The following is a 17,951-nucleotide window of genomic DNA, read 5'->3' on the forward strand; positions in this document are numbered from 1 at the left end:
CGCTCGGGCTTACTCTGCCGCGGCCGCTTTTTGCGCCAGCTTATCCAGCAGCTTTTGATGAATGCCGCCGAAGCCGCCGTTGCTCATCACCAGGATATGGTCGCCAGGATGGGCGGTTTTGACCACCATCTCCGCCAGGGTATCGACGTCGGCGCTCCAGTGGGCCGGCTGGACGCAGGCTTCCGCCACTTCCGCTACCTGCCATGGAATATGCTGCGGCTGCAGGAGGAACACTTCATCGGCGCGGCCAAGGGACGGCGCCAGATCGTCCTTGCAGACGCCCATTTTCATGGTATTAGAGCGCGGCTCCAGCACGGCGAGAATGCGCGCGGTGCCGCCCACTTTGCCGCGCAGCGCCTGCAGCGTGGCGAGGATCGCCGTCGGATGATGAGCGAAATCGTCATACACGGTGACGCCGTTGGCTTCGCCGCGCAGCTCCAGACGACGGCGGGCGTTGATAAAGCTGCCCAGCGCGTTCGCGGCATCCGCCGGCAGTACCCCGACGTGACGCGCCGCGGCAATGGCCATCAGGCCGTTATGCATATTATGTTCGCCGACCAGCGCCCACTTCACCTCGCCGACCTTTTCGCCGTCAAACAGCACTTCCCACTGCGAGGCGTCGGCGTTCAGCTTCTTCGCCTGCCAGTGGCCCTGCTCGCCCACCAGCTCCTGCTCGCTCCAGCAGCCCATCGCCATCACCTGCTTCAGGTTGATGTCGTTCTCCGGCAGGATAATTTTGCCTTTGCCCGGCACGATGCGCACCAGATGGTGGAACTGCTTCTGAATCGCCTTCAGGTCGTCAAAGATATCCGCGTGGTCGAACTCAAGGTTGTTAAGGATCAGCGTCCGCGGGCAGTAGTGAACAAATTTGGAGCGCTTGTCGAAGAAGGCGCAGTCGTATTCATCCGCTTCAATGACGAAGAACGGGCTGTCGCCCAGGCGCGCAGAGACGTCGAAATTGCCCGGAACGCCGCCAATAACGAAGCCCGGCTGGTAACCGCAGGCTTCAAGGATCCAGGTCGCCATGCCGGCGGTGGTGGTTTTGCCGTGGGTCCCGGCGACGGCCAGCACCCAGCGATCGCGCAGCACGAAGTCGTGCAGCCACTGCGGGCCGGACATATAGGGAATATTGTTTTCCAGCACCGCTTCAACGCACGGGTTGCCGCGAGTCATGGCGTTACCGATGATCACCAGGTCCGGCCGGGGCTCCAACTGGCTGGGGTCATAGCCCTGAATTAAATCAATCCCCTGGTTTTCCAGCAGGGTGCTCATCGGCGGATAGACGTTAGCATCCGACCCCGTTACCTCATGACCGAGGGAGCGCGCCAGCATGGCCAGGCCCCCCATAAACGTGCCACAGATTCCTAAAATATGAATGCGCATTCGTCATTTCCTTCTCTTATCCGGGGCACATTTTACCCATATCCCGGGCCCTGGCGAAATGCATTTCAGGCGAATCTGTATTTTGCTGGCGCGATTCACCAGTGCGCACTTTTTTGATTCTTTGTTAAGATTGTTGCGTTCGTTTTACTCAACATAAAAATGCAGGGAACGAGTTATGAAAACGTTAGGTGAGTTTATTGTTGAAAAGCAGCACGAGTTCTCCCACGCCACCGGTGAGCTGACTGCTTTGTTGTCAGCAATAAAGCTGGGCGCCAAGATCATCCACCGCGATATCAACAAGGCCGGTCTGGTCGATATCCTGGGTGCCAGCGGTGCTGAAAACGTTCAGGGCGAGGTTCAGCAAAAACTCGATCTGTTCGCTAATGAAAAATTAAAAGCCGCACTGCGAGCACGCGATATTGTTGCCGGGATCGCCTCTGAAGAAGAAGATGAGATTGTCGTCTTCGAAGGGTGTGAACACGCCAAATACGTGGTGCTGATGGACCCTCTGGATGGCTCCTCTAACATCGACGTTAACGTCTCTGTCGGTACGATCTTCTCTATCTATCGCCGTGTGACGCCTGTTGGCACGCCGGTGACAGAAGAAGATTTCCTGCAGCCGGGAAACAAGCAGGTGGCAGCGGGCTATGTGGTCTATGGCTCTTCGACAATGCTGGTGTATACCACCGGCTGCGGCGTCCACGCCTTCACCTATGACCCGTCCCTCGGCGTCTTCTGTCTGTGCCAGGAGCGCATGCGCTTCCCGGAGAAGGGCAATACCTACTCCATTAACGAAGGCAACTACATCAAATTCCCGCAGGGCGTGAAGAAGTACATTAAGTACTGCCAGGAAGAAGACAAAGCGACGCAGCGTCCTTATACCTCACGCTATATCGGCTCTCTGGTGGCGGACTTCCACCGCAACCTGCTGAAAGGCGGCATCTACCTCTATCCAAGCACCGCCAGCCACCCGGATGGTAAGCTGCGCCTGCTGTATGAATGCAACCCGATGGCCTTCCTTGCCGAACAGGCGGGCGGTAAGGCCAGCGATGGTAAAGAGCGTATTCTGGATATTGTTCCGGAAAGCCTGCACCAGCGCCGCTCCTTCTTCGTCGGCAACAACCACATGGTGGAAGACGTCGAGAACTTTATTAAGTCGTTCCCGGACGCCTAAACGCCCTGCCCGCTCCTCCCGCGCCTGCGGGAGGAGCCTCTCGCTTAGCGACTCCCCGCCCCGCTCACCCGCGTCACCGCCGCATTCTGCCGGTTTTCCCACAGCACGGTCAGCCCACGCTGCAGCGCGATAAAGATAAACAGCAAAATGCCGATGGCGATTTTCGTCCACCATGAGCTGAGGGTGCCGTCGAAGTTGATGTAGGTCTGAATCAGCCCCTGGATCGCCACCCCGAACAGGGTTCCCAGCACGGTGCCAACGCCGCCGCTGAGCAGCGTGCCGCCGATCACCACCGAGGCAATGGCGTCCAGCTCCACGCCGACGCCCGCCAGCGCATAGCCCGCCTGGGTATAAATGGAAAAGACGATCCCGGCCAGCGTCGCCAGCCCGGTGGAGAGCATATAGATACGGATTGTGGCGCTGCGGGTGGAAATCCCCATCAGATTCGCCGACGTCGCGTTGCCGCCGATGGCATACACCTGATTGCCGAAGCGGGTGCGGTGGGCGACAAAAATACCGGCCACCACCACCAGCAGCATCAGCAGCCCCATGGCGCTGAGGCGTCCGCCGCCGGGAATGGTCCATGCCAGCCCGGACAGGGTGTCATACACCGGGTGGTTAATCGGAATCGACTCCTCTGATACCAGATAGCTCACGCCGCGCAGGAAGAACATGCCGGCGAGGGTGATGATAAAGGCCGGGATCTTCAGGGCGTCAATCAGCAGCCCCATAAACGCGCCGAAGGCGCAGCCCATCACCAGCACCAGCGGAAACGCCACCAGCGGTGATATTCCCCAAAAGCCAATCGCTTTGGCGAGAAAGACGCCGGTAAAGGCGATCACCGACCCGACAGACAGATCGATCCCGCCGGAGAGGATCACGAAGGTCATGCCCACGGCGATGATCCCGAGGAAGGCGTTATCCGTCAGGATATTGCAGATCACCCGCGTCGAGGCAAAGCCGGGGAATTGCGTCAGGCAGTAGAGATAGCCCAGCACAAACACCGCGAGGGTGATCATCAACGGTAAATTACGTTTTATCATGGCCGCGTACCCCTTTCAGTAAACCGATAAAGCGCGGCGACTGGACAATCAGTACGCACAGCACCACCACCGCTTTCACCACCTGGTTGAGCTCCGGCGGGAAGCCGGAGAGCAAAATCCCGGTGTTCATGCCCTGGATAATCAGCGCCCCCACCACCGACAGCAGCAGGTTGAATCGCCCGCCCATCAGCGAAGCGCCGCCGATGACCACCGCCAGAATGGCGTCCAGCTCCAGCCATAGCCCGGCGTTATTGGCATCCGCGCCGCGAATGTCCGCCGCCACGATGATCCCGGCGATCGCCGCGCAGACGCCGCTCAGGACATAGGCCAGCATCACCACGATGCGGGTATTAACGCCGGCGTTTTTCGCCGCGCGGATATTGATCCCCACCGCTTCGATAAACATGCCCAGCGCCGTTTTACGGGTAAACAGCCAGAACAGCAGCAGCGTAGCAGCGGCGACGATCACTGGCGTCGGAAACAGCAGAAACGATCCGCTGCCAAGCCACGCCAGCGCAGGGGAATCAAAGGTGACGATCTGCCCGGCGGTGATCAACTGCGCTACCCCGCGTCCGGCCACCATCAGGATCAACGTCGCTACAAAGGGCTGGATCTTAAGGACCGCCACGAGGATGCCGTTCCACAGCCCGGCCAGCGCGCCCGCCGCCAGCGAGGCCAGCAGCACCACCGCCAGGCTGTGTCCGGCGACGGTCATCGAGGCGGCCGTCGCGCCGGCAATCGCCATCACCGCCCCCACCGACAGGTCGATGCCGCCGGTGGCGATCACCAGCGTCATGCCGATGGCCAGCAGCGCCACCGGAGCGGCGCGGTTGAGAATATCGATTGGGCTGCCAAACAGGCGGCCATCCTGGAGCACTACCTGATAAAAATGGGGCGCCACCAGGCTGTCGACCAGCAGAACCAGCAGCAGAGCAATGATCTGCGGGGTGCCCTTCGGCCAGGTGAAGCGTCGCTTCTCCGGGCCGGTTTGCGAAAGAGATCGAGGCATCATGAGTTACTCCTTATGCCGCAATAGCGTTCATGATCGCCGGTACAGAGAGCTCGGCGAGCGGGATCTCGGCCACCTGCCGGCGATCGCGCATGATAATGACCCGATCGGCGTAACCCACTAGCTCCTCCAGTTCAGAGGAGATGACCAGCAGCGCCAGACCATCGGCGCAGAGGGTTTCAATCAGGCGAATAATTTCCGCGTGGGCGCCGACGTCAATGCCGCGGGTCGGTTCATCGAGGATCAGGAACTGCGGTTTGGTCAGCAGCCAGCGGGAAAGTAATACCTTCTGCTGGTTGCCGCCGGAGAGAAACTCGATCGGCTGCTCCGCGCTGGGGGTACGGATCCCCAGCTGGCGAATAAAGCGCTCGGCGATCTCGTTCTGTTCACGCCGGGGTATCGGCCGCAGCCAGCCGCGCTGCGCCTGCAGGGCAAGGACGATATTTTCCCGCACCGAAGCGGCGGCGATAATGCCGTCGGTTTTGCGATCCTCCGGACAGAAGCCGATCCCGAGGCAGGAGGCCTGATGCGGAGAGCGCAGGGTTTGCGGTTTGCCTTTGATCCATGCCTTCCCGCTGTCCGCCGTTTTAATGCCGAAGATCACCTCGGCGGTTTCAGTGCGTCCGGAACCCAACAGGCCGGCGAGGCCGACAATTTCGCCCGGACGGACCTGCAGGTCGAACGGGGCGATGGTGCCTTTCTTGCCGTAGCCTTCGAACGCCGCCACCGGCTTATCGCTCAGCAGGGTTCGGCCCGCCCGCTGCAGGGCGTTGTGGTCCAGTTCGCGGCCCAGCATCATTTTCACCAGCTCAATCTGCGGCAGCTCGCGGGTTTCGCGGCAGCCGACGAAGCTGCCGTTGCGCAGCACGGTAATGCGGTCGCTGACCGCATAGACCTGGTCGAGAAAATGGGTGACGAAGATCAGGCTGACGCCGTTATCCCTGAGCTGGCGCATCAGGGTAAACAGCATCTCCACCTCCTGAGTATCGAGGCTGGCGGTGGGCTCGTCGAGGATCAGCACCTTGGCCGACAGGTCGATAGCCCGACAGATAGCAACGATCTGCTGCATCGCTACTGAAAAGCGGTTCAGCGGCTCGCGCACATCGAGGGAAAAGCCATAGGAGGCCATCAGCGCCGTCGCCCTGGCCTCCATCTCTTTACGCCGCAGCAGGCCAAACCGCCGCGGCTCACGGCCGATAAACAGGTTGTCCGCCACCGACATATTCGGCAGCAGGTTCACTTCCTGATAAACGGTGCCGATCCCCAGCTGCTGGGCATGGGCGGTATTTTTCGGGGAAATGGCCTGGCCTTCCAGCCAGATGGTGCCGCGATCGGCATGGTAAACGCCGGTAAGCGCTTTGATCAGCGTCGATTTTCCGGCGCCGTTTTCGCCCAACAGGGCCATGATTTCGCCGCGCCGCAGGCTAAAGTTGACGTTATCCAGCGCCTTAACGCCGGGGAAGAATTTACTGAGTCCTTCGGTGCGAAGGATCTCCTGGTGTGCCTCGGCGCTCATAATCGATATCACCTTCAAATGATGTCAGGTTGCCCCGGTTCGCGCTCTGCTTGCCGGGGTTACTGGAACGCTGCCTGTTACCCTCTCCGCTTGCGGAGAGGGCCGGGATGAGGGGCTAGCCACTCAGTAGCCCATATTTTTCTTCTTCTCTAACTCTTCTTTCGCCGTATCCGGCAGATACAGCGTCGATTTGGTAATGGTCAGCTTCTCCGGCAGGGTGCCGTCTTTTTTGTATTTCTCCAGCGCATCAAACGCCGGGCCGGCCATATTCGGCGTCAGCTCGACGCTGGCGTTGGCTTCGCCGGCGATCATCGCTTTATAGATATCCGGCACGCCGTCGATGGAGCCGGTCAGAATATCTTTGCCCGGCTTCAGACCGGCTTCTTTAATGGCCTGGATGGCGCCGATGGCCATATCGTCGTTATGAGCGAATACCATGCAGATGTTTTTGCCGTTATTCTCCGCCTTGATAAAGCTCTCCATGACCTCTTTCCCTTTGCTGCGGGTGAAGTCGCCGGACTGAGAGCGGATAATTTTGATATTCGACGCTTTGGCGATAGCGTCGGCGAAGCCTTTCTTACGGTCGATGGCCACGCTGGCCCCGACGGTGCCCTGCAGTTCAACGACGTTACACGGCTTACCGTCGACGGTTTTCACCAGCCAGTCGCCAATCAGCTGGCCTTCCAGCACGTTGTTGGCGGTCACGGTGGTCATGTAGAGATCTTTATCTTTCACATCAATGGAACGGTCGAGGAGGAAGACCGGGATCTTGGCCTCTTTCGCCTCTTTCAGCACCGGCTCCCAGCCGGTGGCCACCACCGGCGCAATGAAGATCGCGTCAACCCCCTGGGCGATAAAGGAGCGCACCGCTTTGATCTGGTTTTCCTGTTTTTGCTGACCATCAGCGATCTTCAGCGTAATACCGCGCTTGGCGGCTTCCTCTTTCGCGACGCTGGTTTCCGCCGCACGCCAGCCGGATTCAGAACCGACCTGCGAAAAACCTACGGTTAGCGGGGCAGCTATCGCCATAGACGACATAGCTGCGGAAACTGCTGTGACAAGAAGTAAGCGCTTCCACATAAGGGTATCCTCGTAGGGTTATTGTTGGTTAAAGTCTCACCTGCGGACAAACTATAGACAATCGGTGATGTAACTGAATGCGTTACATCACACTTCAAAAAAGTAAATGAGATGTTAATGACGGCCCCATTGCCCAGCGGAGAGCGGATAAGGCTTAGCGGGGAGCGCGGCAGCGGCGGTTTGTGACGTTTTTTTAAGCAGTTTGATAAATCAATCACATGCAATGAAAACGGTTACATAAATTTATTCATGATGTGGCTATGTTTATGGATTTTCATGTCATTATGGCGTGCAAAATTCAGAGCACTCCGCGGCGAGATCGGGAAAAAGAAGCGAAGACATTCGATGTGAGTTGGCTATAATACCGAGCACTTGTTTGCCATACATTTTAAAGGAAACAGACATGAGCTTACTCAACGTACCTGCGGGCAAAGATCTGCCGGAAGACATCTACGTCGTGATCGAGATCCCGGCGAACGCAGATCCCATCAAATACGAAGTCGACAAAGAGAGCGGTGCACTGTTTGTTGACCGTTTCATGTCCACAGCGATGTTCTATCCGTGCAACTACGGCTACATCAACCACACCCTGTCCCTGGACGGCGACCCGGTTGACGTGCTGGTCCCGACTCCGTACCCGCTGCAGCCGGGCTCCGTGATCCGCTGCCGTCCGGTTGGCGTTCTGAAGATGACCGACGAATCCGGTGAAGATGCGAAACTGGTTGCCGTACCGCACACCAAGCTGAGCAAAGAATACGATCACATCAACGATGTGAACGACCTGCCGGAACTGCTGAAAGCCCAGATCACTCACTTCTTTGAGCACTACAAAGATCTGGAAAAAGGCAAATGGGTTAAAGTCGACGGTTGGGACAACGCGGAAGCGGCGAAAGCCGAAATCGTTGCCTCTTTCGAGCGCGCTAAGCAGAAGTAATTCTGTCTCAGGCAGGGTCATCCCCTGCCTGATTGCGGCACGGATTGCCGCGATAACACCATGGAGGGTGTCCCGTGAAAAGCGTTCGCTATTTCACTCTTAACTTTTCTGGCTTCACGACCGCCGCCTCTGAAAAACAGGGGTATCTGCGCCTTATCGCCGGCGAGCATGTCTTTTATACCGATAAACGCTATTTTAACGACCCCTCGCTTTTTGACCGTCTGAAGATCAATCAGCCCCTGCATCTTGGCACCCGCCGCCTGGACAACGGCAGTTACTGGATCCACTGGCTCAGCGATGGCGAAACGCTCCTTGAGCCCAGTCAACACGTAAAGCGCTGGGCCCGGCCACTGCTGTTTATCAGCCTGCTGACGCTCATCGTCACCCTTATCCCGCTCCTGGTGAGCGCCTCGGAATGGGGTAGGTTCGGCTGCGGCATTATCGCGATACTGGCCTTCATCGCGCTGTTAACCGGGCTCTGGGAGCGACTGTTCCACCCGGCGCTAAAACGGCACCCCGCCATGCGCGATCTGCTGGCGAAGATGGCAATGGCTCGCCGCCGCGACGTCTCCTTTTGCCAGCCGCTACCCGCCACGACGCAAGCCCTCCGCCAGTCGGCAATGCCTTTTACGCAAGCCCTGCCGGAACGCTATGCCGCTCAGGCAGACATCATCACCGACACCCACTTTAAGAAGTGGTACGCAGGCAATCCGACCCGGGAATATCACGGTCTCGGGATACAATTCGGTTCCCTGCCGCTGGCCTTCTGGTGGCAGGCAGGCTGCGCTAATTTCGCGCTGCATCCGGTGTTTTACCGTTGTCAGCCGCCGTTTCTTGCCACCGGCGATCGCATCCTCGCCGTATACGAGCGCGACAGCCGGGCGATCCATGCGCTATACAATGCCAGCGACGGCGCGGCTTATATAAAAAACCATCCGCTCTATCCTGGACGCCGACAGCTGTCGCTGCTCTATTACCTGTTTTACGGCCTCGCGCTGGTGATGTATCTGTTATTTCTCGGGGTAGAACTCGTCAGCGCCCTTCAGTCAGGCCGGCGCGTCTGGTGGCAGGTTCAGGATTCACTGGACATGCTGTCCTTATTGTTACTCTGTTTTGGCGGGGTACTGGCGGTGCTGGAGCTGATAGGCCCAACGGCCTGGTTATTGTCACACCGGGTGGCTGACTGGCTGAAGCTGCGATCGGCGATGCGGCGTTACCTGCGGGGGGCTGCCCCTCCTACCACGCTAGAGGAGGTCATGTAATGTTCAGCACCCCAACACGACGATTAGTATTCCTCGCGCTGACGACGCTGGCTTCCACAGCGTGGCTGGCGAAGGATTATCTTCCGCTCTGGTAAGAGGTAGGCGCAGAAAAAACAACGCCACCCGAAGGTGGCGCTGTCATGGTTAATACTGGTCGCGATCCAACCAGTTGCCGTTCGCTATCAACGTACAACCCTCAACGGAACGTTGATAGACATACATCCATGCGCTGCCGTAAGGCGTCTGAATCAGGTGGCGCGCATACTCGCCCCCCTTGGTGCGGAGCGCATCCAGTTCGGCCAGCGTCGATGCATCAATACGATAAACTTCACCATGTACTGTGCCTTCGCCGGGCACCGCGCCTGGATAGTGGCCCAGGCTGTACAGCTGATAATCGTCGACACTATGAGCGCCCAGCCACTGGGCGTTGGTCATCCAGTGGCTGTTGCCTTGTTTGCGTCGTAAACTGCCGTAAACAAATATTCGCATTGCTAAAACTCAAACTGATAGAGCAAATCGAGCGCCTGGTCGATGCCAGACACCGCTTCCACATATAGCTTAGGCATCAGGCGATAACGTAAAGTCAGCGTCGCCAGGGAATCGAAGATACCGACCCCGTATTTTACCTGCAGACCCGGCAGTACATAGCCGCTGACCACCACCTGGGAAGAGTCGCCTACCCCTTCGGTGTCCAACGCCAAATTGCTTACGCCAAACGTCTCGCCGATTTTACCCACAACCTGACCACTTTGTGCAACCCCCATACCAATAAGCATTGAGGTCATCGCGGCGCTATCGCTCTGTCCGCTGCTCAAACCCTGGCCGCGCAGCAGATAAGACAGCGCTTCCTGCTGGGACATAACCGGGTCAGAGAAGATCTCCGCTTTCGGCTGATCGGCGGAGCCGGTGACGCGAACGCCGGCGATCACGTCGTCTTCGGTGGCATCCGGGTTACGAATTGCTTCGATATTCAGTAATGGCTGATCCGGCGGACCGGAGAACAGCAGTTCCCCTTTGCGCACAATCAAATCCTGGCCATAGGCGTGGAAGCGGCCGTCCGGAATATTGATCTGCCCGTTGAGTCCCAGCCCCTGCTTGTCCTGCGCCACTTTCAGATCGCCGGTCAGACGCGCTTTCAGACCGAAGGCTTCCAGACGAACGTTGTTGCCGACGTGGATCGTCAGGTTGCTGTTGATCGGGATCCCGGCGCTCTGCTGATTAATCGGCTTGAGGTTTTTGTCGAGCATCACTTCATCAGAAGACACGCCAACCGCGCTCTCCGGCACTTCGTTGACCACGATCCGCGCCCAGGGCACATCCACCTTGCCATCGAGGTTGAACAGGCTTGGCGTGGCGGTAAACACCACGTCCGGCGATACATCGAGACGGACCATCGGCGGCACCGTGATCCGCACCCGGCTGCCTTTCGCCGCAATTTGCGCCCGCCAGTTATCGATCTGCGTCCAGTCGGCGTTGCCGCTGAGGGCGATTTGCCCCTGACGGGTGTTCACCGTCCCCTGCAGGGTCGAGCGCGTGCCGTTGAAGTTCATCGCCAGCTGGCTCGGCTGCATATCAAACGGCATAAAGTTGCCGTCGATATCCACCCCGCTTAACTGCATCTGGCCGAACAGCTGCGGACTCTTCACGTTGCCGCCCAGGCGCAGACGGGCGTTGAGCCTTCCCTCCGCCTTTTCACCGCGGGCGAAAATCGGGTTGATCATCGCCAGCGAGAAGTTGCTGATATTGACGTTGCCGCCGAGGTTACGCCGCCCCTGCGGGTCGGTGACCTGCACCTGCCCATCCAGCTGGCCATTGTTGGTCAGGCGGATAAGCCAGCCCAGCTCCGCGCGATTGTTATGCAGGTCGGCGCTGAGGTTCAGCGTATCGAATGCCACCGGCAGCGGGGCGTCATTGACCACCTGGGTCACTTTGACGTTGCGCCCGCTGAGGGTCACTTTACCCTGCGGCAGCCCCTCTTTGGTGGTGTCCCAGCTGACATCGGCATTACCGGTAAAGACGCCGCTGGCCTGGGTCGCCTCCGGCATAAACGGCTTGAGCATCGCCAGGTCGAAGCGGTTGAGATTCACCCGCGCCCGCCCGCTGGCGCCTGCGTCAATGGTCTCAGGCACGCAGAGCTCGGCGTTCGGGTTGGTCCAGCAGTGTGGCCCGATGCTGATTTTCTGCTCCTGGTTGCGATAGTCCAGCGCGATACTGCGCGTCAGCGCCACCGGCCCCACCGGCGTCTGGAAGCGGGTATCGCTTAGCGCGCCTCTCCAGCGCTCGGCCTGACGATCGAAGCTGCCCGCCAGCGCCAGCTGGCCGGAAACCGGATCGCCTTGCACCCGCAGCCGCAGCTCATGCTGCTTCTCAGTGCCTTTGGCATTGAGCTGCACCAGGCTGATATTCACCCCCGGCTGGCTGATGCGATCCACCCGTACGTCCAGGTTGCCGCCGATCTGATCGGTGGATTTCACATCCCCTTTGACGTTGACCTGGGCGATGGTCAGCTCCTGCCAGCGCAGCGCCCGGGCGGTGATGTCCGCCAGCAGCTGCGGCGCATCGACAGTGCCGCGCACTTTCACCAGCCCCTTCGCCGTCCCGCCGAGCCCCGGCAGCGCATTATCCAGGTGCGGCGCATCGATGGTGGCGTCGAGATTCAGATCCTTCACCCCCAGCTCGCCTTTGATATCGGCGCTGTTCGGGCCTAACGCCAGATGCAGCCCCGGGATTTTCCACTGCAGATAGCTGTTGCCCTGCAGCGAGCCCGAAACATCCACCTTGTTCTGTTTCACGTTGCCGGTAATTTTCAGCTCCGGCACCGACATCTGCCAGCTGCCGCCGTACAGGCTGCCCTGGGTCTTGATCCTGCCATTGAGCTTCGATGGCCAGTCCGGCACCTCTTTGGCGGTGTTGATGCCGTCGAGGGTCAGCTCGCCGCGCCAGCTGATCGCCTGCTGCCAGTCGAGGAGCGCTTTCAGCTCGGTTTTCCCTTCCAGGGCATTGACCGTCAGCTTGTCGAGATTGATCTGCCGCTCATTGCCTTTGGCGTTGAGGGCGATTTTCGCCGGCGGCAGCGACTGGCCTTTCACCGCGGTGGAGAAGGCCAGCGCATAGTCGGTCATTTTGCCGCTGAACTTCAGCTGGACGTCGTCGGCCTGGAACTGCTTCTCGCCGCTGAACGGCCAGGCGAGCTGCTTACTTTTCAGCTCCATATTGAGCGGCAGCCCGGCCTCCGCCAGCTGCGCGTCCGCCCGCAGCGTGGCCGCGACCGGCCCGCTTAAGTCCACTCCGACCTTAAGCGTTTTACGTATCTCGCCGCCCACCTTCAGCTGCACCTTCTCCCCTTTCATCGGGTCGACGTTCAGCGTTCCGGCGAGGGTGATGTCTACCGGCCAGTTATCCTGTAGCTGGGCGCTGCCCGAAGCGCTGACCTTGCCCTGATCGGAGTCGATGTCGAGGGCGTCGAGCTTCATCTGCCCGTCGATACTGCTGACTTTCAGCAGCAGGTTGTACACGGTGATATCGGTATCGCCGGTCAGGCGCAGCTGCTCGCCGCGGAACGCCTGAATATTGAGGTTAAGCGGCAGATGGACATCGGTCATCGCCGGCAGCACCGGCTGCGAGAAGAGGTCGGTCATCGTCTCGCCGAGCGGTTTCTCCTGCGGCCGCGGGTTGTCGATTTTCGGCTCGACCACCTGCTCCTGCGCCACTTTCGCCACCTTCGGCAGAGCGATCAGCAGCCCCTGCAGCGAGGTCGGCGTCAGGGTCAGGTTTTTCTCCTGCCAGTTCAGGCCGGTGGAAAAATCGCGCACGGAGACCGCGGTATCGTCGATTTTGACGTTGACGTTATGCAGCGCGACGCGGCTGAGGGCGATCGGATAAGGGGTGGAGAGATTCAGCGGCCCGCTCTCCTCTTCCTCGACCGGCGCAGAGGGCGGCATCTTCTTCGTATCGACGGCGACGTAAATATCGCGCAGCGAGATGTCGTTTACGCACAGACTGCTGTCCCACAGACAGCGCAGCCTGACGCTGAGATGAAACTGGCCGGCGGTCACCGCCACGCCGGGCTGCTCATAGCGGACATTATCGAGGGTTAAATCACGCCAGCCGCCGGTCACTTTGCCGATTTCCAGCCCCGGCACCCAGCGATCCGCCGCTTTGAACACCAGATGCAAGCCGGTGGTGGTGCCCACCAGGAACCCGACGGTGCCCAGCAGGAGAACCAACACGATTAATACGCCGAGGCTTATCTTCTTCCATAAACTCATAATTCAGGCCCCAGACCGATGTAAAACTGTAAACCATGCTCTTCTTTGTCGCCGATTGGCCGGGCGATATCCAGCTTGATCGGCCCCACCGGCGACTGCCATCGCACGCCTACCCCGGCGCCGGTTTTGAAATCACTCTCGCGAATATCGCTGACCGCTTCGCCGCTATCGACAAACACGGCGCCCCACCACTTGCCACTGACGTTGTACTGATATTCCAGCGAGCCGGTGGCCAGCTTCGAGGCCCCGATCAGCTTGCCGTCATCGTCCTTCGGCGAGATGGATTTGTATTTATAGCCGCGAATACTGCGATCGCCCCCGGCGAAAAAACGCAGGTCCGGCGGCACCTTGTCAAAGTTGTCCGCTTCGATCCAACCCAGGTTGCCGCGCACCACAAAGCGGTGGCGGTCATAGAGGGTACGGATCCAGACGTCCTGAGCCTGCATCACGATAAAGTTGATGTCCGAGCCCCACATGGTGTTGGAGTAGTCCACCGAGTAGCGCTGCGAATCGCCCCAGGTAGGCATCAGGCCGCCGCGGGAGCGAGTGCGGTTCACCGAGACCCCCGGGTAAATCAGCATGGTGGTGTTGGTGACGTTCGCCTGGGTAAAGTGGTCCAGGCTCCAGCGCAGGTTAATCGCCCGCTGCCAGCCGCTCGACATCTCCCAGAAACGCGACAACCCCAAGGTGGTGGAGTCGGCCTGGGTGTCATTGAGATCGGTACGCTTAAAGCCGCCCTGCATCAGATAGTACTGCTCGAGCGGGCTCTTGAGCAGCGGGACTTTATAGGTGAAGTCAAACTGCTGCTCCGGGGCGGAGAGGCTGACGCTGGAGGTCAGGCTGTGGCCATAGGAGTTCATCCACGGTTTTTTCCACGTGGCTTTCACCCGCGGACCGACGTCTGTGGAGAACCCTACCCCGGTTTCCACGGTGTTCTCTTTGCGTGGCGAGACAACGCCCTGCAGAGGCAGCACCTTGGTTTTCCGTGACTTAGCAAAATCAGGCGCCACCACCACCGAACTGAACCACCCGGTCGCCGCCAGGCGGCGGTTTAGCTCAGCCAGGTCCTGCGAGGTGTAGTAGTCGCCCTCTTTAAACGGCACGAGGTTTTGCAGGTATTCATCGCGAATTTGCGATCCGGAGAAGGTGACGTGGCCAAAGCGATAGCGTTCGCCGCTGTCGTAATCGATATCCCAGAACGCCTGATGACGGTCGAGGGAGACCCCAAGCTGGCTTTTATTGAACTCGCTGTCAAAGTAGCCTTTGCGCAGGGCGACGCGGGTCAATGAGCTCTTGAAACCGTCGTAATCGCCGTGGTTGAGCACCGTCCCGATGGCCGGGCGGGTTTTCAACAGCGCCAGATAGTCGCTGTCGGTGCGGGCGCCGCCGCGCAGAATCACCTCGGTTCCGCCAATGCGCACCGGCTCACCCGGGGTCACTTTGGCGATCAGCACCTGACGGCCCCTTTTCGGCGGCGGACGCAGATCAAATTCAATCGTCGGCTCGTAATATCCCAGCGCTTTCAGACCTTCCCGAATGGCGTCATCGACGCGCGCGCGAAAGCGACGATCCGGCGTGACCTCATCACTCTGGATGGTGGAAAGCTGGGCGCGAACGTTTTTCTCCAGCTCTCCGGATAATCCCTCAACCTGCAAACGCACATTCGCTGCGCTGGCGACCCCGCTGACCAGCAAAAGGCTGGTGACACATAACTGGCGGATTTTTAGCACATTTTCTCCTGAATATCCCTGTTTCCCCCTACAGGAAACACTGGCGCCGCTCCACGGCTTAACAAAACCCTAACAACTTAGGGTTGAAAAAGTGGCAATAACCCAAATAATTCTTATGTATTAATCTAGACGTATTACGCGTATTTATTGTGTTAAAAGACACGCTTCGTTACAACCTTAACGACGATTTCTGTATTGAGAGGCCCACCGTGAGTCTATTTGATAAAACGCATCTTGTCGCCCAGGCGGATGCGCTGCCTGGACGCAATACCCCGATGCCAGTGGCGACGCTCCACGCAGTTAACGGCCACTCGATGACCAACGTCCCGGCGGGGATGGAAGTGGCACTGTTCGCCATGGGCTGCTTCTGGGGAGTTGAACGTCTGTTCTGGCAATTGCCGGGGGTTTACAGCACCGCCGCCGGCTACACTGGCGGCTATACGCCCAATCCGACCTATCGCGAAGTGTGCAGCGGCCAGACCGGTCACGCGGAAGCGGTGCGCGTGGTCTACGATCCACAGGTCATCAGCTATGAGCAGTTATTGCAGGTGTTCTGGGAAAATCACGACCCCGCGCAGGGCATGCGACAGGGTAACGACCTCGGCACCCAGTACCGTTCGGCGATCTATCCGTTGACGCCGGAACAGACGGAAGCGGCAAAGGCCAGCCTCGCGCGCTTCCAGGCGGCGATGAACGACGCGCACGATACCCGTCACATCACCACCGAGATCGCCACCGCCAAACCGTTCTACTATGCCGAGGACGATCACCAGCAGTATCTGTATAAGAACCCGCACGGCTATTGTGGCATTGGCGGCATTGGCGTCTGCCTGCCGCCTCAGGCGTAATTCTGATTTCCGCCTCAACAGCGAGGCGGTTAATGAACGCTCTGGCGGCTTTACATTCCCTTACGCTATACTACCCAGTGTGACAGCCGGTCCAGCGCCTTCGGACCGGTTTTTTATGTATTCCACATTTAAGTTATCAACTTCCCTTCCGAGGATCTGACCTCAACGGTCAGAAAAGATATGTTAAACAGTATTTTAGTAATACTCTGTCTGATAGCCGTCAGTGCGTTTTTTTCGATATCGGAAATCTCACTGGCCGCCTCACGTAAAATCAAACTGAAACTGCTGGCCGATGAAGGCAACGTCAACGCACAGCGGGTGCTGAAGATGCAGGAGAACCCGGGCACCTTCTTTACCGTCGTGCAGATTGGCCTCAACGCCGTCGCCATTCTTGGCGGTATCGTGGGCGACGCGGCCTTCTCCCCGGCGTTTCATAGCCTGCTCAGCGGGTATTTGTCACCGGAGCTCTCCGAGCAACTGAGCTTCATCATCTCTTTTACCCTGGTCACCAGCTTGTTCATCCTGTTTGCTGACCTGACTCCGAAACGCATCGGTATGATTGCGCCCGAAACTGTGGCCCTGCGCATCATCAACCCGATGCGCTTCTGCCTGTTAGTCTTCCGCCCGCTGGTGTGGTTGTTTAACGGCATGGCCAACATGATCTTCCGCATCTTCAAACTGCCGATGGTGCGCAAAGACGATATCACCTCCGACGATATCTATGCCGTGGTCGAAGCCGGCGCGCTGGCCGGGGTGCTGCGCAAGCAGGAGCATGAGCTGATTGAGAACGTCTTTGAGCTGGAGTCCCGCACCGTTCCTTCCTCCATGACCCCGCGTGAAAGCGTCATTTGGTTTGATTTGCATGAAGACGAGCAGAGCCTGAAGAATAAAGTGGCCGAACACCCGCACTCGAAGTTCCTCGTCTGTAATGAAGATATCGACCACATTATCGGCTACGTCGATTCAAAAGATCTGCTGAACCGCGTGCTGGCGAACCAGAGCCTGGTGCTGACCGGCGGCGTGCAGATCCGCAACACGTTGATCGTCCCGGATACCCTGACCCTGTCCGAAGCGCTGGAAAGCTTCAAAACCGCCGGGGAAGACTTTGCGGTGATCATGAATGAATATGCGCTGGTGGTCGGGATCATCACCCTTAACGACGTGATGACAACTCTGATGGGCGACCTCGTCGGCCAGGGGCTGGAAGAGCAGATCGTCGCCCGCGATGAAAACTCGTGGCTAATCGATGGCGGTACGCCGATTGATGACGTGATGCGCGTGCTGGATATCGACGAGTTTCCGCAGTCCGGGAACTACGAGACCATCGGCGGCTTTATGATGTTTATGCTGCGTAAAATCCCCAAACGCACCGACGCGGTGAAGTTCTCCGGCTATAAGTTCGAGGTCGTGGATATCGATAACTACCGTATCGACCAGTTGCTGGTGACCCGCATCGATAACAAGCCCACGGTGCTGGTGCCCAAGCAGGCGGAAGCGGCGGAAAGCCAGAACGCCTGAGCGTAATCCTTTCTCTCTCTTAAGGGCGGATGATCATCCGCCCTTTTTATTGCCCGAATGTGAAGCGGCTCACGCCCCTCTGCCGATAGCAGATTATTACTGCTCGATAGCGAAACGTTTATGACTCCCCCGTGCGCAAAAAGGTAACGTTGCTCGCGTCTACACGATCATATTCCTGAATAAAGG

13 protein-coding genes are annotated in these 17,951 nt (G+C 58.6%); 5 read left to right on the forward strand and 8 right to left on the reverse strand.

Going from position 1 to position 17,951, the window contains the following annotated elements; all coding sequences use genetic code 11:
• Positions 1-9: 9 nt before the first annotated feature.
• Positions 10-1,383 (reverse strand): UDP-N-acetylmuramate:L-alanyl-gamma-D-glutamyl-meso-diaminopimelate ligase, encoded by a 1,374-nt coding sequence (gene mpl / locus GT756_RS22645; protein ID WP_004206494.1) that lies wholly within the window; start codon positions 1,381-1,383, stop codon positions 10-12.
• A gap of 175 nt (positions 1,384-1,558) precedes the next feature.
• Here mpl and fbp point away from each other — a divergent pair, with 175 nt between their 5' ends.
• Positions 1,559-2,557, forward strand: a complete 999-nt coding sequence (fbp, locus tag GT756_RS22650) for a class 1 fructose-bisphosphatase (RefSeq protein WP_004206493.1) — start codon at positions 1,559-1,561, stop codon at positions 2,555-2,557.
• 44 nt (positions 2,558-2,601) lie between these two features.
• Here fbp and yjfF read toward each other — a convergent pair whose 3' ends face one another.
• The 4 genes from yjfF to ytfQ form a co-directional block, all read right to left on the reverse strand.
• Positions 2,602-3,600 (reverse strand): galactofuranose ABC transporter, permease protein YjfF, encoded by a 999-nt coding sequence (gene yjfF, locus GT756_RS22655; RefSeq protein ID WP_002886825.1) that lies wholly within the window; start codon positions 3,598-3,600, stop codon positions 2,602-2,604.
• A complete protein-coding gene (gene ytfT, locus GT756_RS22660) occupies positions 3,587-4,612 on the reverse strand; it encodes a galactofuranose ABC transporter, ATP-binding protein YtfT (protein WP_004206491.1) in 1,026 nt (341 codons plus the stop codon). Before ytfT ends, yjfF begins: the two co-directional genes overlap by 14 nt.
• A gap of 10 nt (positions 4,613-4,622) precedes the next feature.
• Complete coding sequence (gene ytfR / locus GT756_RS22665) at positions 4,623-6,125, reverse strand: galactofuranose ABC transporter, ATP-binding protein YtfR (protein ID WP_008807146.1); 1,503 nt, start codon at positions 6,123-6,125, stop codon at positions 4,623-4,625.
• 123 nt (positions 6,126-6,248) lie between these two features.
• Positions 6,249-7,205, reverse strand: coding sequence for a galactofuranose ABC transporter, galactofuranose-binding protein YtfQ (ytfQ, locus tag GT756_RS22670; protein ID WP_002886769.1), 957 nt, complete (start codon positions 7,203-7,205; stop codon positions 6,249-6,251).
• Positions 7,206-7,608: 403 nt separating this feature from the next.
• On the opposite strand from ytfQ, the gene ppa reads away from it, so the two are divergent.
• Together ppa and GT756_RS22680 are read left to right on the forward strand one after the other, a co-directional pair.
• Positions 7,609-8,139, forward strand: a complete 531-nt coding sequence (gene ppa, locus GT756_RS22675; protein ID WP_002886766.1) for an inorganic diphosphatase — start codon at positions 7,609-7,611, stop codon at positions 8,137-8,139.
• Positions 8,140-8,213: 74 nt separating this feature from the next.
• Positions 8,214-9,401, forward strand: coding sequence for a hypothetical protein (locus tag GT756_RS22680; RefSeq protein WP_160125087.1), 1,188 nt, complete (start codon positions 8,214-8,216; stop codon positions 9,399-9,401).
• A 144-nt stretch (positions 9,402-9,545) separates the two neighbouring features.
• On the opposite strand, the gene GT756_RS22685 is transcribed toward GT756_RS22680, so the two are convergent.
• The 3 genes from GT756_RS22685 to tamA are packed head-to-tail and all read right to left on the reverse strand — an operon-like array spanning position 9,546 to position 15,399.
• The gene (locus GT756_RS22685) at positions 9,546-9,890 is read right to left on the reverse strand and encodes a gamma-glutamylcyclotransferase (RefSeq protein ID WP_002886724.1); all 345 of its coding nucleotides are present in this window, start codon (positions 9,888-9,890) and stop codon (positions 9,546-9,548) included.
• Between the two features lie 2 nt (positions 9,891-9,892).
• Positions 9,893-13,669 carry an autotransporter assembly complex protein TamB gene (gene tamB / locus GT756_RS22690; protein ID WP_064187970.1) on the reverse strand — a complete coding sequence of 1,259 codons (3,777 nt, stop codon included), beginning with the start codon at positions 13,667-13,669 and terminating at the stop codon, positions 9,893-9,895.
• A complete protein-coding gene (tamA, locus tag GT756_RS22695) occupies positions 13,666-15,399 on the reverse strand; it encodes an autotransporter assembly complex protein TamA (RefSeq protein WP_057212400.1) in 1,734 nt (577 codons plus the stop codon). Before tamA ends, tamB begins: the two co-directional genes overlap by 4 nt.
• 209 nt (positions 15,400-15,608) lie before the next feature.
• Between tamA and msrA the strand changes: the two genes are divergently transcribed.
• Together msrA and GT756_RS22705 are read left to right on the forward strand one after the other, a co-directional pair.
• Positions 15,609-16,247 (forward strand): peptide-methionine (S)-S-oxide reductase MsrA, encoded by a 639-nt coding sequence (gene msrA / locus GT756_RS22700; RefSeq protein WP_032456893.1) that lies wholly within the window; start codon positions 15,609-15,611, stop codon positions 16,245-16,247.
• Positions 16,248-16,427: 180 nt separating this feature from the next.
• A complete protein-coding gene (locus tag GT756_RS22705; RefSeq protein WP_004206485.1) occupies positions 16,428-17,765 on the forward strand; it encodes a hemolysin family protein in 1,338 nt (445 codons plus the stop codon).
• The last annotated feature ends 186 nt before the right edge of the window (positions 17,766-17,951 follow it).

The sequence above is a fragment of the Klebsiella sp. Q2 genome (genome assembly GCF_009900705.1).
GTDB classification, from domain to species: Bacteria; Pseudomonadota; Gammaproteobacteria; order Enterobacterales; family Enterobacteriaceae; genus Klebsiella; species Klebsiella quasipneumoniae.

What these genes read in the sequence shown, in the direction of transcription:
- mpl (WP_004206494.1), bottom strand. Translation starts at nt 1,383, where the DNA reads ATGCGCATTCATATTTTAGGAATCTGTGGCACGTTTATGGGGGGCCTG.
- fbp (WP_004206493.1), top strand. Translation starts at nt 1,559, where the DNA reads ATGAAAACGTTAGGTGAGTTTATTGTTGAAAAGCAGCACGAGTTCTCC.
- yjfF (WP_002886825.1), bottom strand. Translation starts at nt 3,600, where the DNA reads ATGATAAAACGTAATTTACCGTTGATGATCACCCTCGCGGTGTTTGTG.
- ytfT (WP_004206491.1), bottom strand. Translation starts at nt 4,612, where the DNA reads ATGATGCCTCGATCTCTTTCGCAAACCGGCCCGGAGAAGCGACGCTTC.
- ytfR (WP_008807146.1), bottom strand. Translation starts at nt 6,125, where the DNA reads ATGAGCGCCGAGGCACACCAGGAGATCCTTCGCACCGAAGGACTCAGT.
- ytfQ (WP_002886769.1), bottom strand. Translation starts at nt 7,205, where the DNA reads ATGTGGAAGCGCTTACTTCTTGTCACAGCAGTTTCCGCAGCTATGTCG.
- ppa (WP_002886766.1), top strand. Translation starts at nt 7,609, where the DNA reads ATGAGCTTACTCAACGTACCTGCGGGCAAAGATCTGCCGGAAGACATC.
- GT756_RS22685 (WP_002886724.1), bottom strand. Translation starts at nt 9,890, where the DNA reads ATGCGAATATTTGTTTACGGCAGTTTACGACGCAAACAAGGCAACAGC.
- tamB (WP_064187970.1), bottom strand. Translation starts at nt 13,669, where the DNA reads ATGAGTTTATGGAAGAAGATAAGCCTCGGCGTATTAATCGTGTTGGTT.
- GT756_RS22705 (WP_004206485.1), top strand. Translation starts at nt 16,428, where the DNA reads ATGTTAAACAGTATTTTAGTAATACTCTGTCTGATAGCCGTCAGTGCG.